Consider the following 17,023-nt stretch of genomic DNA (forward strand, 5'->3'; position numbering starts at 1 on the left):
CGCTTTCGGCAGCCTTTGTCCTGTTCTTGTCCCGTTAGTGGAAAACCGGGGCAGGAAAAACACGCTGAATGAAAAATATGACAGCTTTGATAAGTTTGTCATATTAGACAAGTTTGGAAGGTTTTTGCTACGGTGAATCGACTTCATTAATCCTTGGTCTATATATCCGGCGATACGCCCGCGCTGCGGCAAGGGATATCCGGAGATGCTGTTAATCAGGAGTATGTGATGAGCCCTTCACCTGCAATAAAAAAAGCGCCGCCTAACGATCCCGCCTCACCTCCGGTAGCCATCTCGATGAAAGGAGTGAAAAAGCAGTTTCTGGATCACGATGAAAACGTGGTGGATGTGATTAAAGACATCTCGATTGATATTTATCATCGGGAGTTTATCAGTATTGTCGGCCCCAGCGGATGCGGCAAGACCACCATGTTCAACATGATTGCCGGACTGCTGACGCCCACTTCCGGTGATATTCAGGTGTTTGACCAATACTACGCCATTCCCAAGAAAGGGCGGGTGGGTTACATGCTGCAAAAGGATCTGCTGTTTCCCTGGCGCACCATCCTCGATAACGTCTGTCTGGGGCTGGAAATCAGTGAAGTGCCGAAGAAAGAGCGCCATGAGCGCGCCATGGACTACCTGCAAAAATATGGTCTGGGCGATTTTGCCCATGCTTATCCCGCCACGCTTTCCGGGGGAATGCGCCAGAGGGCGGCGCTGATCCGTACCTTGGTGATCGATCCGGACATCATTCTGCTTGATGAGCCGTTCTCCGCACTGGATTACCAGACCCGTCTGGTGCTGGAAGAAGAGATCCTGTCGATTCTTAATGAATACGGCAAAACGGTGGTGCTGATCACCCACGACATCGGCGAAGCGATCTCGATGTCCGATCGCATCGTGGTGATGTCGCAGCGGCCGACGTGGAATAAAAAAACCTATGAAGTCGGTCTGGCCAAGCAACATGGCTCTGCCATGGGCGCCCGTAAAGATGCGCGCTATCAACAATTTTTCGACGCGATATGGGCCGATATGGACATTCAACTGGGAGGCCGGTCATGAATACGCCTGTTACCGCTACGGATAAAAACCGTTCCCGTCTGTCGGCCCTGAGCCGTCGGCGCAAAAAGAAATTTCAGTCGCTGCTGAAAGATAATGGCTGGCGGGCGCTGATCCTCATCACGCTGGTGGCGCTGTGGCAATACGGCGTAGACACCGGCATGGTTAATGCCTTTCTGATGGGCTCTCCGGCAGGGATCTGGCAAGAGTTTAGCCGCTTGCTGGCGAACGGCGAACTGCTGACCAATACCTATGTCACGGTTTACGCCACGGTGACCGGCTTTGTGCTGGGCAGCCTGCTGGGGTCGTTGTCCGGGCTGCTGCTGTGGTATTCACCTACGCTGGCGCGCATCCTCGATCCGTTTTTTATTGCCCTGAACGGACTGCCGAAAATTGCGCTGGCGCCCATCATTATCATCTGGTTCGGCTCCGGGCTGTTTTCCAAAATCGCGCTGGCGTTTATCGCGACTTATATCGTCGCGCTGCTGTCGGCGTGGCAGGGAACGCGCCAGATTGATGACAATCAGGTGAATTTGATGCGTTCGCTGGGGGCTAATAAGAATCAGATTTTCCGCAAAGTGGTGATCCCGTCCACGCTGCCGTGGATCATCTCCGCCTTCCGCCTGAACATCGGTTTCGCGCTGATTGCCGATATCGGTGGGGAATTTATCTCCTCTGATTATGGCCTGGGCAAAATGATTTTCGTCGCCGGTAACCTGTTCAACCTCAATGTGGTGTGGGTCGGCGTCTTTACCCTGCTGTTTGTCGCTATCGTGCTCTATCTGCTGGTTATCCAACTACAGCGCTGGCTGCTGCCCTGGGAACGCCAGTCCGGTAATCGTTAGTCATGCCTTTAACCCATTAATCGAAGGAATTCACAGATGAATAAAATTGTTTCATGGCTGTGTGCCGCCGTCTTTACCCTGGGCTCTGCCGGCGGTTTCGCCGCCGATGGCAAGGCCGATCGCGTGCTGGTGACCGAGGCGTTTCACACGCTGTTGTATCTGCCGGTTTATGTGGCGAAACATCAGGGAATGTTTGCCCAGAATCAGATTGATATGGCGACCATCCGCTCGGCCGGCTCCGGCCCTACCGCGCTGGCGGCCGTGCTGTCCGGCGAGGCGCAGTTCTCGGTTCACGGGCCCGAACATGTGGGATTCGCTCAGCAGAAAGGCGGTAAAGCCAAAGCCGTCAGCGCCGTCGCCAATAGTGCGCCGGTGTGGATACTGGCCAGGCCGGACTTTACCTTTAACTCACCCGCCGATTTGAAAGGTAAACGAGTGGTGTCGGGGCTGGCGCCAGGCACGTCCAATACGCTGCTGCTGCGTTTGCTACAGCAACAGGGTCTGGACGCGAAGCGAGATGTCACGATTGAAGAGGTGCAGAACGGCTCGGAGCTGGGACCGCTGCTGGCCGGCAGAGCGGACGCGGCGGTGGTCTATGAGCCTCAGGCGGATCAGGGCATAGGGCAGGGGTTGAAAGTGATTTACGACTTTACCCGCGATTATCCTGAGTATGCGTTCTCCACCATCAATACCTCAGAGAAAATCATCGCCGACAATCCGCAGTTGGTTGCACGTTTCGTCAAATCCATCAACGAATCGCTGGCCTTTATCCACCAGCACCCGGATGAAGCGAAAAAGGTGGCTCGTCTGGAGTTTGCCTCTCTGGATGGCAAGGTGGTGGATGCCGCGGTGCAGCGCATGATCGACAGTAATGTCTATCCCGCGAACGCGGTTATTTCACCTTTGGCATTCACAACCGCGATCGATATTCAAAAATTCGTCGGCAATATCACGCAGGATATGCCTTATGAACAGATTGTCGACGGTCAGTTCGCCAGCCAGCCCTGATAAGGATCGGTTCTATGAATAATGTGTTAGACCATTCTCCTTTTGCCACGATTGCCGCCACCCGGCGGCTGTTGGCGGCAGGTAAAGTCTCGCCGAGCGAGTTGCTGAATCACTTTCTGGCGCGTATTGATGAGCGCGATGGTCAGATCAAAGCCTGGCGTTATCTCGATCGGGACGGCGCCAGACGACGGGCGGCGGAGCTGGACCGGCAGATGGCGGCGATTGCCTGCAAACCCGCGCTATTTGGCATTCCCTATGGCGCCAAGGATATCTTCCACACCCGCGGACTGCCCACCGAGGGCGGCTCTAAAGTCTGTCAGGGGGCGATCTCCACCGAGAACGCCAGCGTTATCGACCGGCTGGATGAGATGGGGGCGCTGTTGCTCGGTAAGCTGACCACCACGGAGTTCGCCAATTTAGGCACGCCGCCGGAAACCGGCAACGCCTGGAATCCACAGCATACGCCCGGTGGCTCAAGCAGCGGTTCCGCGGCGGCGCTTGGCGCGCGCATGGCGCTAATGACGCTGGGTACGCAGACGGCCGGATCGCTGTCCCGTCCGGCGGCGTTTAACGGGGTCACGGTGCTCAAGGCAACCTATGGCCGTATCAGTAAAGCCGGGGTTATTCCGGCCAGCTGGTCGCTTGATCATGTCGGCGCCTTTACTCACACCGTTGAAGATGCGGCGTTGGTGTATAACGCGCTGTCAGGGCCGGACCCGCGGGATGAAACCACCCAGACGCTGCCTTACACGCCGTTGCAACTAAGGGAAAAACACGATTATACCGTCGGCATCGTGGAACATCCGTGGTTTGACAGCGTGGATGATGAGGTCGGCGTTGCCTGCCGGAAGGCGATGGATGAACTGGCCGGACGCGGCGTCCGGCTGCGGCGCATCGGTCTGCCGGAGAGCTTTGATGCGGCCTGTCAGGCCCATCAGATCGTGATGCAGGCTGAATGTGCCGCCTATCACCGCACGACATTCCTGCAAACGCCGACGTTGTTCGGCGCCTATTTACAGGAATTTCTGCAACAAGGTCTGGCTATTTCCGCCCATGAGTATCTACAGGCTCAGCAGACTCGTGCCCGTTACCGCGCGGATCTGGCGGCGCTGTTTGACGGCGTTGATCTCCTGATGACGCCGGCGGCGCCGACGCTGGCGCCTTATAGCCTGGAACGCACCGGTTCGCCGGCGTTTAATATGCCGTTCACCAATGCCGGCGTGCCGACGCTGGCGCTGCCGGTCGGTTTTTCCCGTTCGGGATTGCCCATCGGTATGCAGTGGGTGGCCCGGCACGGTAATGAACAGGCGCTGGTGGACCTGGGGTTATACTATCAGCAGATGACCGACTGGCATGCCTGTTTACCTCCGGTCTGTCAGCACTGAAAATAACCCGCTCGCTGGTGTAGTCTGGTCCAGCGGGCGGGAGACAAACGCATTATGATTTTTTTGATGATAGGCCGTCACTTTGTGACGTTGAAAAACGCTTCCGGCGTTTTTTTAAGCGCACGGTCTGTGCGCGGTAGTCTTTTCCGGTTAACCAGGATGGCGTGTTATGTACGATAAATTATTGACGGTGTCTGATGCGGCAAAAATGTTGGGGATTTCCGCCAGCACCTTAAGGCGTCTGGAGGAAAATGGCGAGGTGAAAACCTATGGCCTCAAGGTGGTTTATACCCCCGGCGGCCAGCGCCGCTATCTGGCCGATGAAATCCAGCGTATTTATTCACAGACGGGGTTTGCCAGCCAAATTGGTTTCGGCTTGAAGGCGGCCGTACTGATACGGGACGTGACCTATGCCTTTATGGATTCGGGTTCCACGCTGGCGATCAACACGCCGTTCAATAAAACCGCCCTGCGTCAGCTGCTGGAAATGGCGAAACAACGTCAATTGCCGACGGTTTTTACCCGCACGGTTTATCAGGAAGATCACCATTTTTCCCGCATGTGGGGGAAAAAGTTTTCCTCCATTACCGTCCTGACCGATGGCGCTTACCTCAACCGGACCGATGCGGCGCTGGAGGATATCTCGTTCGATCGGATGCAGTCCACGTGCTATATCTCCGATTTTCACGGTCACGATCTGGCTAACTGGTTAAAGCAGCGGGACGTTGATACGGTAATTCTGGGGGGCGTGACCGCCAGCGGCAGTTTGCGCGCCACGGCGATTGAAGCGTTTCAGGAGGGGTTTCATGTGGTGGTGCCGCGGGAGACGGTCGGCGACAGAAGTCAGTCGGTACTGGATTTCACGCTGTTGGATCTTAACGCCCGCTATGCCGATGTGCTTGGCATTGACGAGGTATTTGGCTGGCTGGCCGATCAACCGGTTCTGGCGGAACCGGTGTAACCGGTGCGGCGGCGATGCGTCACATATCCAGTTCGATATCGTTTAGCGGTATACAGCAACAGGGCAGGATTTCTCCCTGTTGCAGGCAGGCTAACGGCGTCTGGCGATAAGCGACGTTGCCTTTGAGCAGACGCAGGCGACAAGAGCCGCAGTAGCCGGATCGGCACTGGTATTCGACGCTCACCTGATGAGACTCCAGCACATCCAGCAATGAATGCCCGTTGTCGGTGCAGGCGATCTGCGCACCTGACGTGCGCAGCGTGATGGTTGCGTTATCCATGGCGGTTAAAGCTGGAAATCACTCAGATCGTCAGCATTCATTTCAGAATCAATCTGACCCACCAGGTAAGAGCTGACTTCGACTTCCTGCGGCGCGACCTGAACGTTATCGGAAACCAGCCAGGCGTTGATCCACGGAATCGGGTTGGTGCGCGTTTCAAACGGCAACGACAGACCAACGGCCTGCATACGGATGTTGGTAATATATTCCACGTACTGACACAGAATGTCTTTGTTCAGGCCAATCATGGAACCATCGCGGAACAGATATTCCGCCCACTCTTTTTCCTGCTGTGCGGCGAGCACGAACAGGTCATAGCATTCCTGCTGGCACTCTGCGGCAATTTTGGCCATCTCCGGGTCATCATTCCCGGAGCGCATCAGGTTCAGCATATGCTGGGTGCCGGTCAGATGCAGCGCTTCATCGCGGGCAATCAGCTTGATGATTTTGGCGTTGCCTTCCATCAGTTCACGTTCCGCAAAGGCGAATGAACAGGCGAAGCTGACGTAGAAACGGATCGCTTCCAGCGCGTTGACGCTCATCAGGCACAGATAGAGTTTTTTCTTCAGTTCATACAGGTTAACGGTAACGGTTTCGCCATTGACCTGATGCGTTCCTTCTCCCAGCAGGTGGTAGTAGCTGGTCATTTCGATGAGCGAATCGTAGTAACCGGAAATATCTTTGGCGCGCTTCAGAATCTCTTCATTGGTAACGATGTCGTCAAAAACCAGCGACGGATCGTTAACGATGTTGCGGATAATATGGGTATATGACCGGGAGTGAATGGTTTCGGAAAACGCCCAGGTTTCTACCCAGGTTTCCAGCTCAGGAATGGAAATCAGCGGCAGCAGCGCGACGTTCGGGCTACGGCCCTGAATGGAATCCAGCAGAGTCTGGTATTTCAGGTTACTGATAAAAATGTGTTTTTCATGCTCAGGCAGCGCCTGATAGTCGATACGGTCACGGGATACGTCAACTTCTTCCGGGCGCCAGAAGAAGGAAAGTTGTTTTTCAATCAACTTTTCAAAGATTTCATATTTTTGCTGATCGAAACGGGCAACGTTAACCGACTGACCGAAGAACATCGGTTCAAGTAACTGGTCGTTTTTATTCTGTGAAAAAGTGGTATAGGCCATGGGTTTCTCCGAAAAAATGCCTGGAGCATTTTTTAACGCCGCTTACGGCGGCCCGTAGGGGGGCGGACAGGGATTGTCCGCCATAAAAGGATAAAAGGCTGCTGTGCAGCCCCTTGATACTGGCTTAAATCTTACACGCGCCGCCTTCGCAGCCATCATCCTGCGGCTCTGCCAGCAGGTCATCCTGCGCATCTTCCGCGCCGTCACGGGTATTCTGGTAGTAGAGCGTTTTTACGCCGAACTTGTACGCCGTCAGCAGATCCTTCAGCAGTTGCTTCATCGGCACTTTCCCTGACGGGAAACGAGACGGATCGTAGTTGGTATTGGAAGAAATTGCCTGATCGACAAATTTCTGCATCACGCCAACCAGTTGCAGGTAGCCGTCGTTGTTCGGCATTTCCCACAGCAGTTCGTAAGCGTCTTTCAGCGTTTCATATTCAGGCACCACCTGACGCAGGATACCGTCTTTTGACGCTTTGACGCTGATGTGTCCGCGCGGCGGCTCAATGCCGTTGGTGGCATTGGAGATCTGCGAAGACGTTTCGGAAGGCATCAGTGCCGACAGCGTCGAGTTGCGCAGGCCGAATTCCTGAATGTCTTTACGCAGCGCTTCCCAGTCATAATGCAGCGGTTCGCTGCAAATCGCGTCCAGATCGCGTTTGTAAGTGTCAATCGGCAGCACGCCCTGAGAGTAGGTGGTTTCATTGAACCACGGGCAGGCGCCTTGTTCGCGAGCCAGCACGTTAGAGGCTTTCAACAGGTAGTATTGAATGGCTTCAAAGGTTCTGTGAGTCAGGTTGTTGGCGCTGCCATCGGAATAGCGCACGCCATTTTTCGCCAGATAGTAAGCGAAGTTAATTACGCCGATACCCAGCGTGCGACGTCCCATGGCGCCACGCTGGGCTGCCGGAATGGGGTAGTCCTGATAATCCAGCAGGGCGTCCAGCGCACGAACCGCCAGCGTCGCCAGTTCTTCCAGATCGTCCAGACTGTCGATGGCGCCGAGGTTGAACGCGGACAGCGTACACAGGGCAATCTCGCCGTTTTCGTCATTCACGTCATTCAGCGGTTTGGTCGGCAGCGCAATTTCCAGACACAGGTTGGACTGGCGCACCGGCGCGACCTGCGCGTCAAACGGACTGTGCGTATTGCAGTGATCCACGTTCTGGATATAGATACGGCCAGTGGACGCGCGCTCTTGCATCATCAGCGAGAACAATTCGACCGCTTTGATCCGCTGTTTGCGGATGCTGTCATCCTGCTCGTATTGCACATACAGACGTTCAAATTCATCCTGATCGGCAAAGAAGGCGTCATACAGCCCCGGAACGTCAGATGGGCTGAACAGCGTGATGTCTTCACCTTTGACCAGACGCTGATACATCAGCTTGTTCAACTGTACCCCGTAGTCGAGATGACGAACGCGGTTGCCTTCAACGCCGCGGTTGTTTTTCAGTACCAGCAGGCTTTCCACTTCCAGATGCCACAGCGGATAGAACAGCGTAGCGGCGCCGCCGCGCACGCCGCCCTGCGAACAGGACTTCACGGCGGTCTGGAAATGTTTGTAGAACGGGATACAGCCGGTATGGAAGGCTTCACCGCCGCGGATCGGGCTACCGAGCGCACGGATGCGGCCTGCGTTGATACCAATCCCCGCCCGCTGGGAAACGTATTTCACGATGGCGCTTGAGGTGGCGTTGATGGAATCCAGGCTATCGCCACATTCGATCAGTACGCAAGAGCTGAACTGACGAGTGGGGGTGCGCACGCCGGCCATAATGGGGGTCGGCAGCGAAATCTTGAACGTTGAGATCGCATCGTAAAAGCGTTTGATGTAGCCCAGACGGGTTTCTTTGGGATAGCCGGAGAACAGGCAGGCGGCGACCAGAATATACAGGAACTGCGCGCTTTCGTAGATGTCGCCGGTCACGCGGTTCTGAGTCAGATATTTCCCTTCCAGCTGTTTAACCGCGGCATAAGAGAAGTTCATGTCACGCCAGTGATCGATAAAGGCGTCCATTTCAGCGAACTCTTCCGCACTATAGTCTTCCAGCAGGTGCTTGTCGTATTTCCCCATCTCGACCATTTTGGCGACGTGATCCAGCAGTGCCGGCGGTTCAAACTGGCCGTAGGCTTTTTTGCGCAGGTGGAAGATCGCCAGACGCGCAGCCAGGTATTGGTAATCCGGGCTTTCACGGGAAATCAGGTCGGCAGCCGCCTTGATGATGGTTTCATGGATATCAGAGGTTTTGATGCCGTCATAAAACTGAATGTGGGAGCGCAGTTCCACCTGAGAAACGGAAACATTGTGCAAACCTTCTGCGGCCCAGGTAATGACGCGATGGATTTTATCCAGATTGATTTTTTCTTTCGTGCCATCACGTTTGGTAACGAGCAAACTCTGGTTCATGAGAAGTAACACCTTCGGTTTTTCTGCCCCATCCTTCGTGCGTGCGAAAAACGGCACATCGGGCACACTTGTGCCTTTCTGCCAGAAGCAAACACTATATGTAGGGGGTTGGGTTTGGTTTGACAACAAGATAATGAGAAAAATGTGTTATTGCAAGTGAACAAAACCGCGGTAAATTGTGGATAACTTAGGGAGGAAATGTTATTGATTCGCTAACTGCCTGTTTGCTCGGGCTCTCCGGTATTGTCAACCCGTGGGGAGAAAAAACGAAATAATTGATCGGTTGGCGTTTTATTGTTCGTGTCGAAAATCATCATATTGATCAAATCGTAAAGCGGAAAAATAAACTCGGACTTATCTGATGATTAAGGCTGAGGTTTTGACCATCCTGCGAACCGGTTCTGCCATCCCCGCGAAGACAGGGAGCCATTCACTTCGCGGGGGATGGGGGAACGTATTTATGCTTCGTGCCGGGTATGCAGCATATAGTTCACATCCACATTCGGGCCGAGCTTGAAGTGGTCCATCAGCGGATTGTAATGCAGCCCGATAATATGTTTCTCGCGCAGCGGGGTGGTATCAATCCATGCCATGAGTTCAGCCGGACGGATGAATTTTTTTATGTCGTGCGTGCCGCGCGGCACCATTTTCAGAATATATTCTGCGCCGATCACCGCCATCATCCAGGCTTTGGCGTTGCGGTTGATGGTGGAAAAAAAGACATGGCCGCCCGGTTTGACCAGCCTGGCGCAGGCCTGAACGACGGACTGCGGATCGGGGACATGCTCCAGCATTTCCATACAGGTGACGACGTCGTATTCGCCTGCGTGCGCCTGTGCATGGGACTCTACGGTTTCCTGAACATAATTTACCGCCATGCCGCTTTCCAGCGCGTGCAAACGTGCAACCTGTAAGGGTTCCGCTCCCATATCCAGACCGGTTACGTCTGCGCCTTCACGCGCCATGCTTTCGGTCAGAATGCCGCCGCCGCAGCCGACATCCAGGATTTTCTTGCCGAACAAACCTTCCGCCCGCTGGGCGATATAGCCCAGGCGCAGCGGGTTGATGCGGTGTAGCGGTTTGAATTCGCCTTCCAGATCCCACCAGCGGGAAGCGATCGCCTCGAATTTGGCAATTTCCTGATGATCGACGTTTGGGGTTTGATGTTCAGCGTTCATTTACAATCACGACCTTTGGTTATCTTCAATTAAACGCGAGTATATCGATACCGTTCACGATGTTGTAGCGCTCATCGATTTGCTCTCGGGATGATTTATTCACGCTCCGTTATTTCTGCTGATGCAAAGTATCACGTCATTGATTGCGGGGAGTTTCCCCCGAAACGGCGGTTTGTGATATAATTTTCCACCTTTTGAACTCGGGTAGATGCATAAATAGAGGGATAGCGGCTCCATGAGCGACCTTGCCAGAGAAATCACACCGGTCAACATTGAAGAAGAGCTGAAAAGCTCGTATCTGGACTATGCCATGTCCGTTATTGTCGGGCGTGCGTTACCAGATGTTCGTGATGGACTAAAACCGGTACACCGTCGCGTACTGTACGCGATGAGCGTATTGGGGAACGACTGGAATAAACCTTATAAAAAATCGGCCCGTGTTGTCGGGGACGTGATCGGTAAATATCACCCGCATGGTGATACTGCGGTCTACGATACCATTGTGCGTATGGCGCAACCTTTCTCACTGCGTTATACGCTGGTGGACGGGCAGGGTAACTTCGGCTCCATCGACGGCGACTCCGCGGCGGCGATGCGTTATACCGAAGTTCGTATGGCGAAAATCGCCCATGAACTGCTGGCCGATCTGGAAAAAGATACGGTTGATTTTGTGCCTAACTATGATGGCACGGAGCAGATTCCTGATGTTATGCCGACCCGTATCCCCAACCTGTTGGTCAACGGGTCTTCCGGTATTGCGGTTGGGATGGCGACCAACATTCCGCCCCACAACCTGACGGAAGTGGTGAACGGCTGTCTGGCCTATATCGACGACGAAAATATCAGCCTTGAAGGTCTGATGGAGCACATTAAAGGGCCCGATTTCCCGACGGCCGCCATCATCAACGGCAGACGGGGTATTGAAGAGGCGTACCGCACCGGACGGGGCAAGATCTACATTCGCGCGCGCGCTGAAGTAGAAGCCGACGCCAAAACCGGACGCGAAACCATTATCGTGCATGAAATTCCTTATCAGGTGAACAAAGCGCGCCTGATTGAGAAGATTGCCGAACTGGTAAAAGACAAGCGTGTTGAAGGCATCAGCGCACTGCGCGACGAGTCTGATAAAGACGGTATGCGCATTGTCATTGAGATCAAGCGTGACGCCGTGGGCGAAGTCGTCCTGAATAACCTTTACTCCCAGACGCAGCTGCAAACGTCTTTCGGCATCAACATGGTGGCGCTGCATCAGGGCCAGCCTAAGATCATGGCGCTGAAAGATATTCTGGCTGCTTTTGTACGTCACCGCCGTGAAGTGGTGACGCGCCGTACCATTTTTGAACTGCGCAAAGCTCGAGACCGTGCTCATATTTTGGAAGGTCTGGCGATCGCGCTGGCGAATATCGACCCGATTATCGAACTGATTCGTCGCGCGCCGTCACCGGCAGAAGCGAAAGCCTCGCTGATTGCCGAGTCGTGGGAGCTGGGTACGGTAGCGGCCATGCTGGAACGTTCGGGTGATGATGCTGCGCGTCCTGAATGGCTGGAACCGGAATTTGGTATCCGCGAGGGCCGCTATTATCTGACCGAGCAGCAGGCTCAGGCGATTCTGGATCTGCGTTTGCAGAAACTGACCGGTCTTGAGCATGAAAAACTGCTGGATGAGTATAAAGAACTGCTGACTCAGATCGCCGAGTTGCTTTATATCCTGAACAGCCCGGACCGTCTGATGGAAGTCATTCGTGAAGAGCTGGAAGCGATCAAAACGCAATACAGCGATGAACGTCGTACTGAGATCACCGCTAACACGGCCGACATCAACATCGAAGATTTGATCAACGAGGAAGATGTGGTGGTGACCCTGTCTCATCAGGGGTATGTGAAATATCAGCCGCTGAGCGACTATGAAGCCCAGCGTCGTGGCGGTCGCGGTAAGTCTGCCGCGCGCATTAAAGAAGAAGATTTCATCGATCGTCTGCTGGTGGCCAACACCCATGACACGATCCTGTGCTTCTCCAGCCGTGGTCGTCTGTACTGGATGAAGGTGTACCAACTGCCGGAAGCCAGCCGTGGCGCTCGCGGTCGTCCGATCGTCAACCTGTTGCCGCTTGAGGCGGATGAGCGTATCACGGCAATTCTGCCGGTTCGCGAATATGAAGAAGGCCGCCATGTGTTTATGGCGACCGCCAGCGGTACGGTGAAAAAGACCGCACTGACGGAATTCAGCCGCCCGCGTAGCGCCGGTATTATCGCCGTCAATCTGAATGATGGTGATGAACTGATTGGCGTCGATTTGACCGACGGTAAAAACGAGGCGATGCTGTTCTCGGCGGAAGGTAAAGTGGTGCGCTTCTCTGAAGGCGCGGTGCGCTCCATGGGCCGGACGGCAACCGGGGTTCGCGGCATCAATCTGCAAGGCGAAGATCGCGTCGTATCGTTGATCATTCCTCGCGGTGAAGGCGATATTCTGACCGTGACGCAAAATGGTTTTGGTAAACGTACCGCCGTCAGCGAGTACCCGACCAAGTCCCGCGCCACGAAAGGGGTTATCTCCATCAAGGTGAGCGAACGTAACGGTAAAGTGGTTGGCGCCGTTCAGGTTGACGCTGCCGATCAGATCATGATGATCACCGATGCGGGAACGCTGGTTCGTACGCGTGTGTCTGAAGTCAGTATTGTGGGCCGCAACACCCAGGGTGTTACGTTGATCCGTACGGCGGAAGATGAACATGTCGTCGGCCTGCAACGCGTTGCTGAACCGGTCGAAGATGAAGAGTTGGATGGCGTCGTAAACGTTGAAGGTGAAATAGCCGAAGACGAAGACATCGCCGACGATATCGACGCCGATGACGACGTAGCGGAAGACGACGAAGATTAAGTCCCCGTTATGCCCTGAATAATTCGGGTGGCAGGACAACGCGTTGTCGTTTTGAACAACGCCCATGCAACCTGAAGTCTGGCGGGGATAGCGGTAATAAACCTGAGCCAGCGCGTGATGCGCTGGCTTTTTTTATGCAGGATCGGTAGTGTATCGGCAGGTGTGCGACACTGGTTAATCTTTTTCTCAATTCAACGGTATCCACTTGAAATATCTCGCCTCGTTCCATACGACATTAAAAGTCTCCCGTTATTTATTTCGGGTGCTGGCCATTATGCTATGGGTGCTCGGCGCGCTGATATCCGTGTTTTATATCAGTAACGTATTGAATGAAAAAGAATCGGATTTACGTCAGGAATATAACCTGAGTTTCGATCAATCGCAGGGATATATTCGCCACGCGGCTGATATTGTTCGTGAGCTTAAATATCTGGCGGCCAATCATCTGGCGAGTCCGGCGGAAAAACCGGATAGTCCGATAGATAAAGAGCCCGGTCTATCCGTTTATCCGATTTTGCCGGGTGCCGATTGTTACGATGGGGATCATAATCATTCACTGGTGTCATTAAGTGATTTTTTTGATGGTTGGCGAGAAAACTTTTCAGCGGTATACGATCTCAATCGGGTATTTTTTGTCGGGGGCGATCAGCAGTGCATGGTGGATTTTGGTATCCGCAACCAGTCGCTGGATCGCGATAATCTGTTTAAAAATGTCCAGAATCGTTTTCAGGAACAGAAGAATGCTGTTCGGTCGGCATCTCAGGATGAAACGGTCTACTGGATTACACCCGCACAGGCGCCCGATGTCGGTTACTTATATGCGTTGACGCCTATTTATGTAGGGAATAAGCTTGAAGTTATCATGGGGATTGAACAGACAGTCCGCCTGGATGATTTCGTGTCGGTCGGGAAATTCCCGATCAGCGTGCAATTGATTAACCAATATAACCAGCCGATTCTGCATTTTTCCGAAGGCAAAGGCCGCTATGTTCCTTCCGCCAGCACAAACCCGATAGACCACAATTATTTCGGCTATGTGAACGGGTATGATGAAATCATCCTGAAAAAGAACCTGCCTCCCACGGCGTTCAGCATTATCTATTCGCTTCCTCTGCGGGTATTGCTGTCCCATATCAGCACTCTGATCATTAATATGGCGCTGTTTAATACGCTGTCAGCCATATTGCTGTTTGTGCTGGCCTGGATCTTTGAACGGAAAATGCTGTTGCCCGCGGAAGTGAATGCTTTCCAGCTAGAGGAAAACGAGCAGTTCAACCGTAAAATCGTGGCCTCTGCGCCGGTGGGCATCTGTATTCTGCGGATTAACGATGGCACCAATATTCTCAGTAATGAGCTGGCACATAATTATCTGAATTTACTGACTCATGAAGATCGCCTGCGTATTACCCGGATTATTTGCGAGCAGCAATCCAAATTTGTCGATGTGCTGACCAGCAGAAATCATCATCTGCAAATCAGCTTCGTCCATTCCCGCTATCGTAATGAGAATGTGGCGATCTGCGTACTGCTTGACGTCAGCGCGCGCGTAAAAATGGAAGAGTCGCTACAGGAAATGGCCAATGCCGCCGAGCAGGCCAGCCAGTCCAAATCCATGTTTCTGGCGACGGTAAGCCATGAATTGCGCACGCCGCTGTATGGCATTATCGGCAACCTGGACTTATTACAGACGAAAGCGTTGCCTAAGGACGTGAGTCGTCTGGTCGCGGCGATGAATAACTCCTCGTCGCTATTGTTGAAGATCATCAGCGACATTCTCGATTTTTCCAAGATCGAGTCAGAGCAGCTGAAAATTGAACCCTGCGAGTTTGCTCCACACGAAGTGATCAGCCACATCACCAGCAACTATTTGCCGCTGGTGGTGAAGAAACACCTTACGCTGTACTGCTTTATCGATCCCAATGTTCCGGTCAGTTTGTCTGGCGATCCCGTTCGTTTACAGCAGGTACTTTCCAACCTGCTGAGTAATGCCATCAAGTTCACTGATACGGGATGCATTATTTTTCAGGTGGAATGTCGCGATGGTTATCTGGAGTTTCTGGTGCGCGACACTGGCGTGGGGATCCTGCCGCGTGAAGCAGCGAAGCTTTTTGATCCCTTCTTTCAGGCTGGTAGCGGGGTGCAACGCCATTTTCAGGGCACTGGGCTGGGGTTGGCGATCTGTGAAAAGCTGATCAATCTGATGGATGGCGATATCTCGATCGAATCGGAGCCTGGACTGGGCAGCCAGTTTGGTATCAGAATTCCGCTCTATAAGGCACATTATGCGCCGGTCCCCATCAATGCTGGTTTGCAGGGGAAAATGTGCTGGCTGATGGTGCGCAATATCCGGCTGGAGTCTTATCTGCTCGCCTTTTTACAGGAACACGGTTTGCGGGCTTGCCGTTACCAGCGTCAGACCATCGGTAGTGATGATGTGATTATCAGCGATTCCGACGTGTCTGAATCGCTCGATGCCCGTGCACGGATCGTTATCAGTGGTTCACATACGGGATCTGCGCAGGAAATCAGCCCGGGATACTGGCTGCACAGTACGTCTATGCCGCAGTATCTGCCGGATTTGCTGGAAAGAATATATCGTCCGCAAACGGAAGATGGATCGTCCGCGGCGCTTTCAACGCCGTTGACCAATTATAGCCGTACCGAGAACGGCGATGTCATGATTCTGGTCGTCGACGATCATCCGATTAACCGACGGTTGTTGGCGGATCAGCTTGGTTCACTGGGTTATATGGCCATGACGGCAAACGATGGGGTTGATGCGCTGAGCGTGTTGGGTAAAAACGCTGTCGATATTGTGCTGACGGACGTCAATATGCCGAATATGGATGGTTATCGGTTGACGCAATGTCTGCGGGAACAGGGGCGACATTTCCCGGTCATCGGCGTGACGGCGAATGCGTTGGCGGAAGAGCGGCAGCGCTGTTTACAGGCGGGAATGGACAACTGTTTATCCAAACCTGTGACGTTGGATACCCTGCAACAAACGCTGTCCTATTACAGCGATGTGGTGCGTCAATCCAGAGCGGCCGCTGAAACCTGAATGCCCCGGATTCTCCCCTGTGAAGAGAAGCGCCCGGGATAAACCAAATCAGAAGGTTGGTCATCAAACCCAGGCAACGTTATCTGTTGCCTGGTGCCCCCAATCATGAGGGCTTTAGCTCAACTTACTCTTTTTCTGCCGAGGTGGAGTTGATGCTCACAGAAGAAAGGTAGTTCAGCAGAGCGATATCGTTATCGACGCCGAGTTTTGTCATCGCTGATTTCTTCTGGCTGCTGATGGTTTTGATGCTACGGTTAAGTTTTTTGGCAATCTCGGTGACCAGAAAACCTTCGGCGAACAGACGCAGCACTTCGCTTTCTTTCGGAGACAACCGTTTGTCGCCATAGCCGCTGGAACTGATTTTTTCCAATACTCTGGTGACGCTTTCCGGCGTGAATTTTTTGCCTTTTTGCAGTGCGGCCAATGCCTTGGGTAAGTCGGTTGGCGCACCTTGTTTTAGTACAATCCCTTCAATATCCAGATCCAGAACCGCACTTAAAATAGCCGGGTTATTGTTCATGGTCAGAACGATAATGGAGAGATGGGGAAAATGACGTTTAATGTATTTAATTAAGGTAATACCATCGCCATATTTATCACCCGGCATGGACAAATCGGTAATTAAAACGTTAGCGTCCAGTTTCGGCAGGTTATTGATCAGCGCGGTTGAATCTTCGAATTCACCCACGACGTTGACCCACTCAATTTGTTCAAGTGACTTTCTGATGCCAAAAAGGACAATAGGATGGTCGTCGGCAATAATTACGTTTAGGTTACTCATCGGTTAGGTTACTCATATTGTTGGCTACCTTGCTGTAT

12 protein-coding genes are annotated in these 17,023 nt (G+C 53.2%); 7 read left to right on the forward strand and 5 right to left on the reverse strand.

Features of this window, described 5'->3' with window-relative positions:
* The first annotated feature begins 228 nt into the window (after positions 1-228).
* The 5 genes from DDT52_RS07285 (at position 229) to DDT52_RS07305 (ending at position 5,261) form a co-directional block, all read left to right on the forward strand.
* On the forward strand, positions 229-1,065 hold the full coding sequence (locus DDT52_RS07285) for an ABC transporter ATP-binding protein (RefSeq protein ID WP_136155754.1): 837 nt from the start codon (positions 229-231) through the stop codon (positions 1,063-1,065).
* The gene (locus DDT52_RS07290; protein ID WP_136155755.1) at positions 1,062-1,907 is read left to right on the forward strand and encodes an ABC transporter permease; all 846 of its coding nucleotides are present in this window, start codon (positions 1,062-1,064) and stop codon (positions 1,905-1,907) included. The genes DDT52_RS07285 and DDT52_RS07290 overlap by 4 nt, the downstream gene beginning before the upstream one ends.
* A 36-nt stretch (positions 1,908-1,943) precedes the next feature.
* Positions 1,944-2,915 carry an ABC transporter substrate-binding protein gene (locus DDT52_RS07295; protein ID WP_136155756.1) on the forward strand — a complete coding sequence of 324 codons (972 nt, stop codon included), beginning with the start codon at positions 1,944-1,946 and terminating at the stop codon, positions 2,913-2,915.
* A gap of 14 nt (positions 2,916-2,929) precedes the next feature.
* Positions 2,930-4,300 carry an amidase gene (locus tag DDT52_RS07300; protein ID WP_136155757.1) on the forward strand — a complete coding sequence of 457 codons (1,371 nt, stop codon included), beginning with the start codon at positions 2,930-2,932 and terminating at the stop codon, positions 4,298-4,300.
* 169 nt (positions 4,301-4,469) lie between these two features.
* Complete coding sequence (locus DDT52_RS07305) at positions 4,470-5,261, forward strand: isochorismatase family protein (RefSeq protein WP_136155758.1); 792 nt, start codon at positions 4,470-4,472, stop codon at positions 5,259-5,261.
* 19 nt (positions 5,262-5,280) lie between these two features.
* On the opposite strand, the gene yfaE is transcribed toward DDT52_RS07305, so the two are convergent.
* The 4 genes from yfaE to ubiG all read right to left on the reverse strand — a co-directional run bounded on the left by yfaE (position 5,281) and on the right by ubiG (position 10,265).
* Positions 5,281-5,541 carry a class I ribonucleotide reductase maintenance protein YfaE gene (yfaE, locus tag DDT52_RS07310; RefSeq protein ID WP_136155759.1) on the reverse strand — a complete coding sequence of 87 codons (261 nt, stop codon included), beginning with the start codon at positions 5,539-5,541 and terminating at the stop codon, positions 5,281-5,283.
* 5 nt (positions 5,542-5,546) lie between these two features.
* Positions 5,547-6,677, reverse strand: a complete 1,131-nt coding sequence (gene nrdB, locus DDT52_RS07315; RefSeq protein WP_109052946.1) for a class Ia ribonucleoside-diphosphate reductase subunit beta — start codon at positions 6,675-6,677, stop codon at positions 5,547-5,549.
* A gap of 124 nt (positions 6,678-6,801) precedes the next feature.
* The gene (gene nrdA, locus DDT52_RS07320; RefSeq protein ID WP_136155760.1) at positions 6,802-9,087 is read right to left on the reverse strand and encodes a class 1a ribonucleoside-diphosphate reductase subunit alpha; all 2,286 of its coding nucleotides are present in this window, start codon (positions 9,085-9,087) and stop codon (positions 6,802-6,804) included.
* A gap of 458 nt (positions 9,088-9,545) precedes the next feature.
* The gene (gene ubiG / locus DDT52_RS07325; RefSeq protein WP_136155761.1) at positions 9,546-10,265 is read right to left on the reverse strand and encodes a bifunctional 2-polyprenyl-6-hydroxyphenol methylase/3-demethylubiquinol 3-O-methyltransferase UbiG; all 720 of its coding nucleotides are present in this window, start codon (positions 10,263-10,265) and stop codon (positions 9,546-9,548) included.
* A gap of 235 nt (positions 10,266-10,500) precedes the next feature.
* Between ubiG and gyrA the strand changes: the two genes are divergently transcribed.
* Together gyrA and rcsC are read left to right on the forward strand one after the other, a co-directional pair.
* Positions 10,501-13,143: a DNA topoisomerase (ATP-hydrolyzing) subunit A gene (gene gyrA / locus DDT52_RS07330; protein ID WP_136155762.1), complete on the forward strand. Its 2,643-nt coding sequence runs from the start codon at positions 10,501-10,503 to the stop codon at positions 13,141-13,143.
* Between the two features lie 205 nt (positions 13,144-13,348).
* Positions 13,349-16,204, forward strand: a complete 2,856-nt coding sequence (rcsC, locus tag DDT52_RS07335) for a two-component system sensor histidine kinase RcsC (protein ID WP_136155763.1) — start codon at positions 13,349-13,351, stop codon at positions 16,202-16,204.
* A 124-nt stretch (positions 16,205-16,328) separates the two neighbouring features.
* On the opposite strand, the gene rcsB is transcribed toward rcsC, so the two are convergent.
* Entirely contained in the window at positions 16,329-16,985 is a 657-nt protein-coding gene (rcsB, locus tag DDT52_RS07340) for a response regulator transcription factor RcsB (RefSeq protein WP_136155764.1), read from the reverse strand.
* Positions 16,986-17,023 lie beyond the last annotated feature (38 nt).

The sequence above is a fragment of the Brenneria roseae subsp. roseae genome (assembly GCF_003115845.1).
Lineage (GTDB): Bacteria > Pseudomonadota > Gammaproteobacteria > Enterobacterales > Enterobacteriaceae > Brenneria > Brenneria roseae.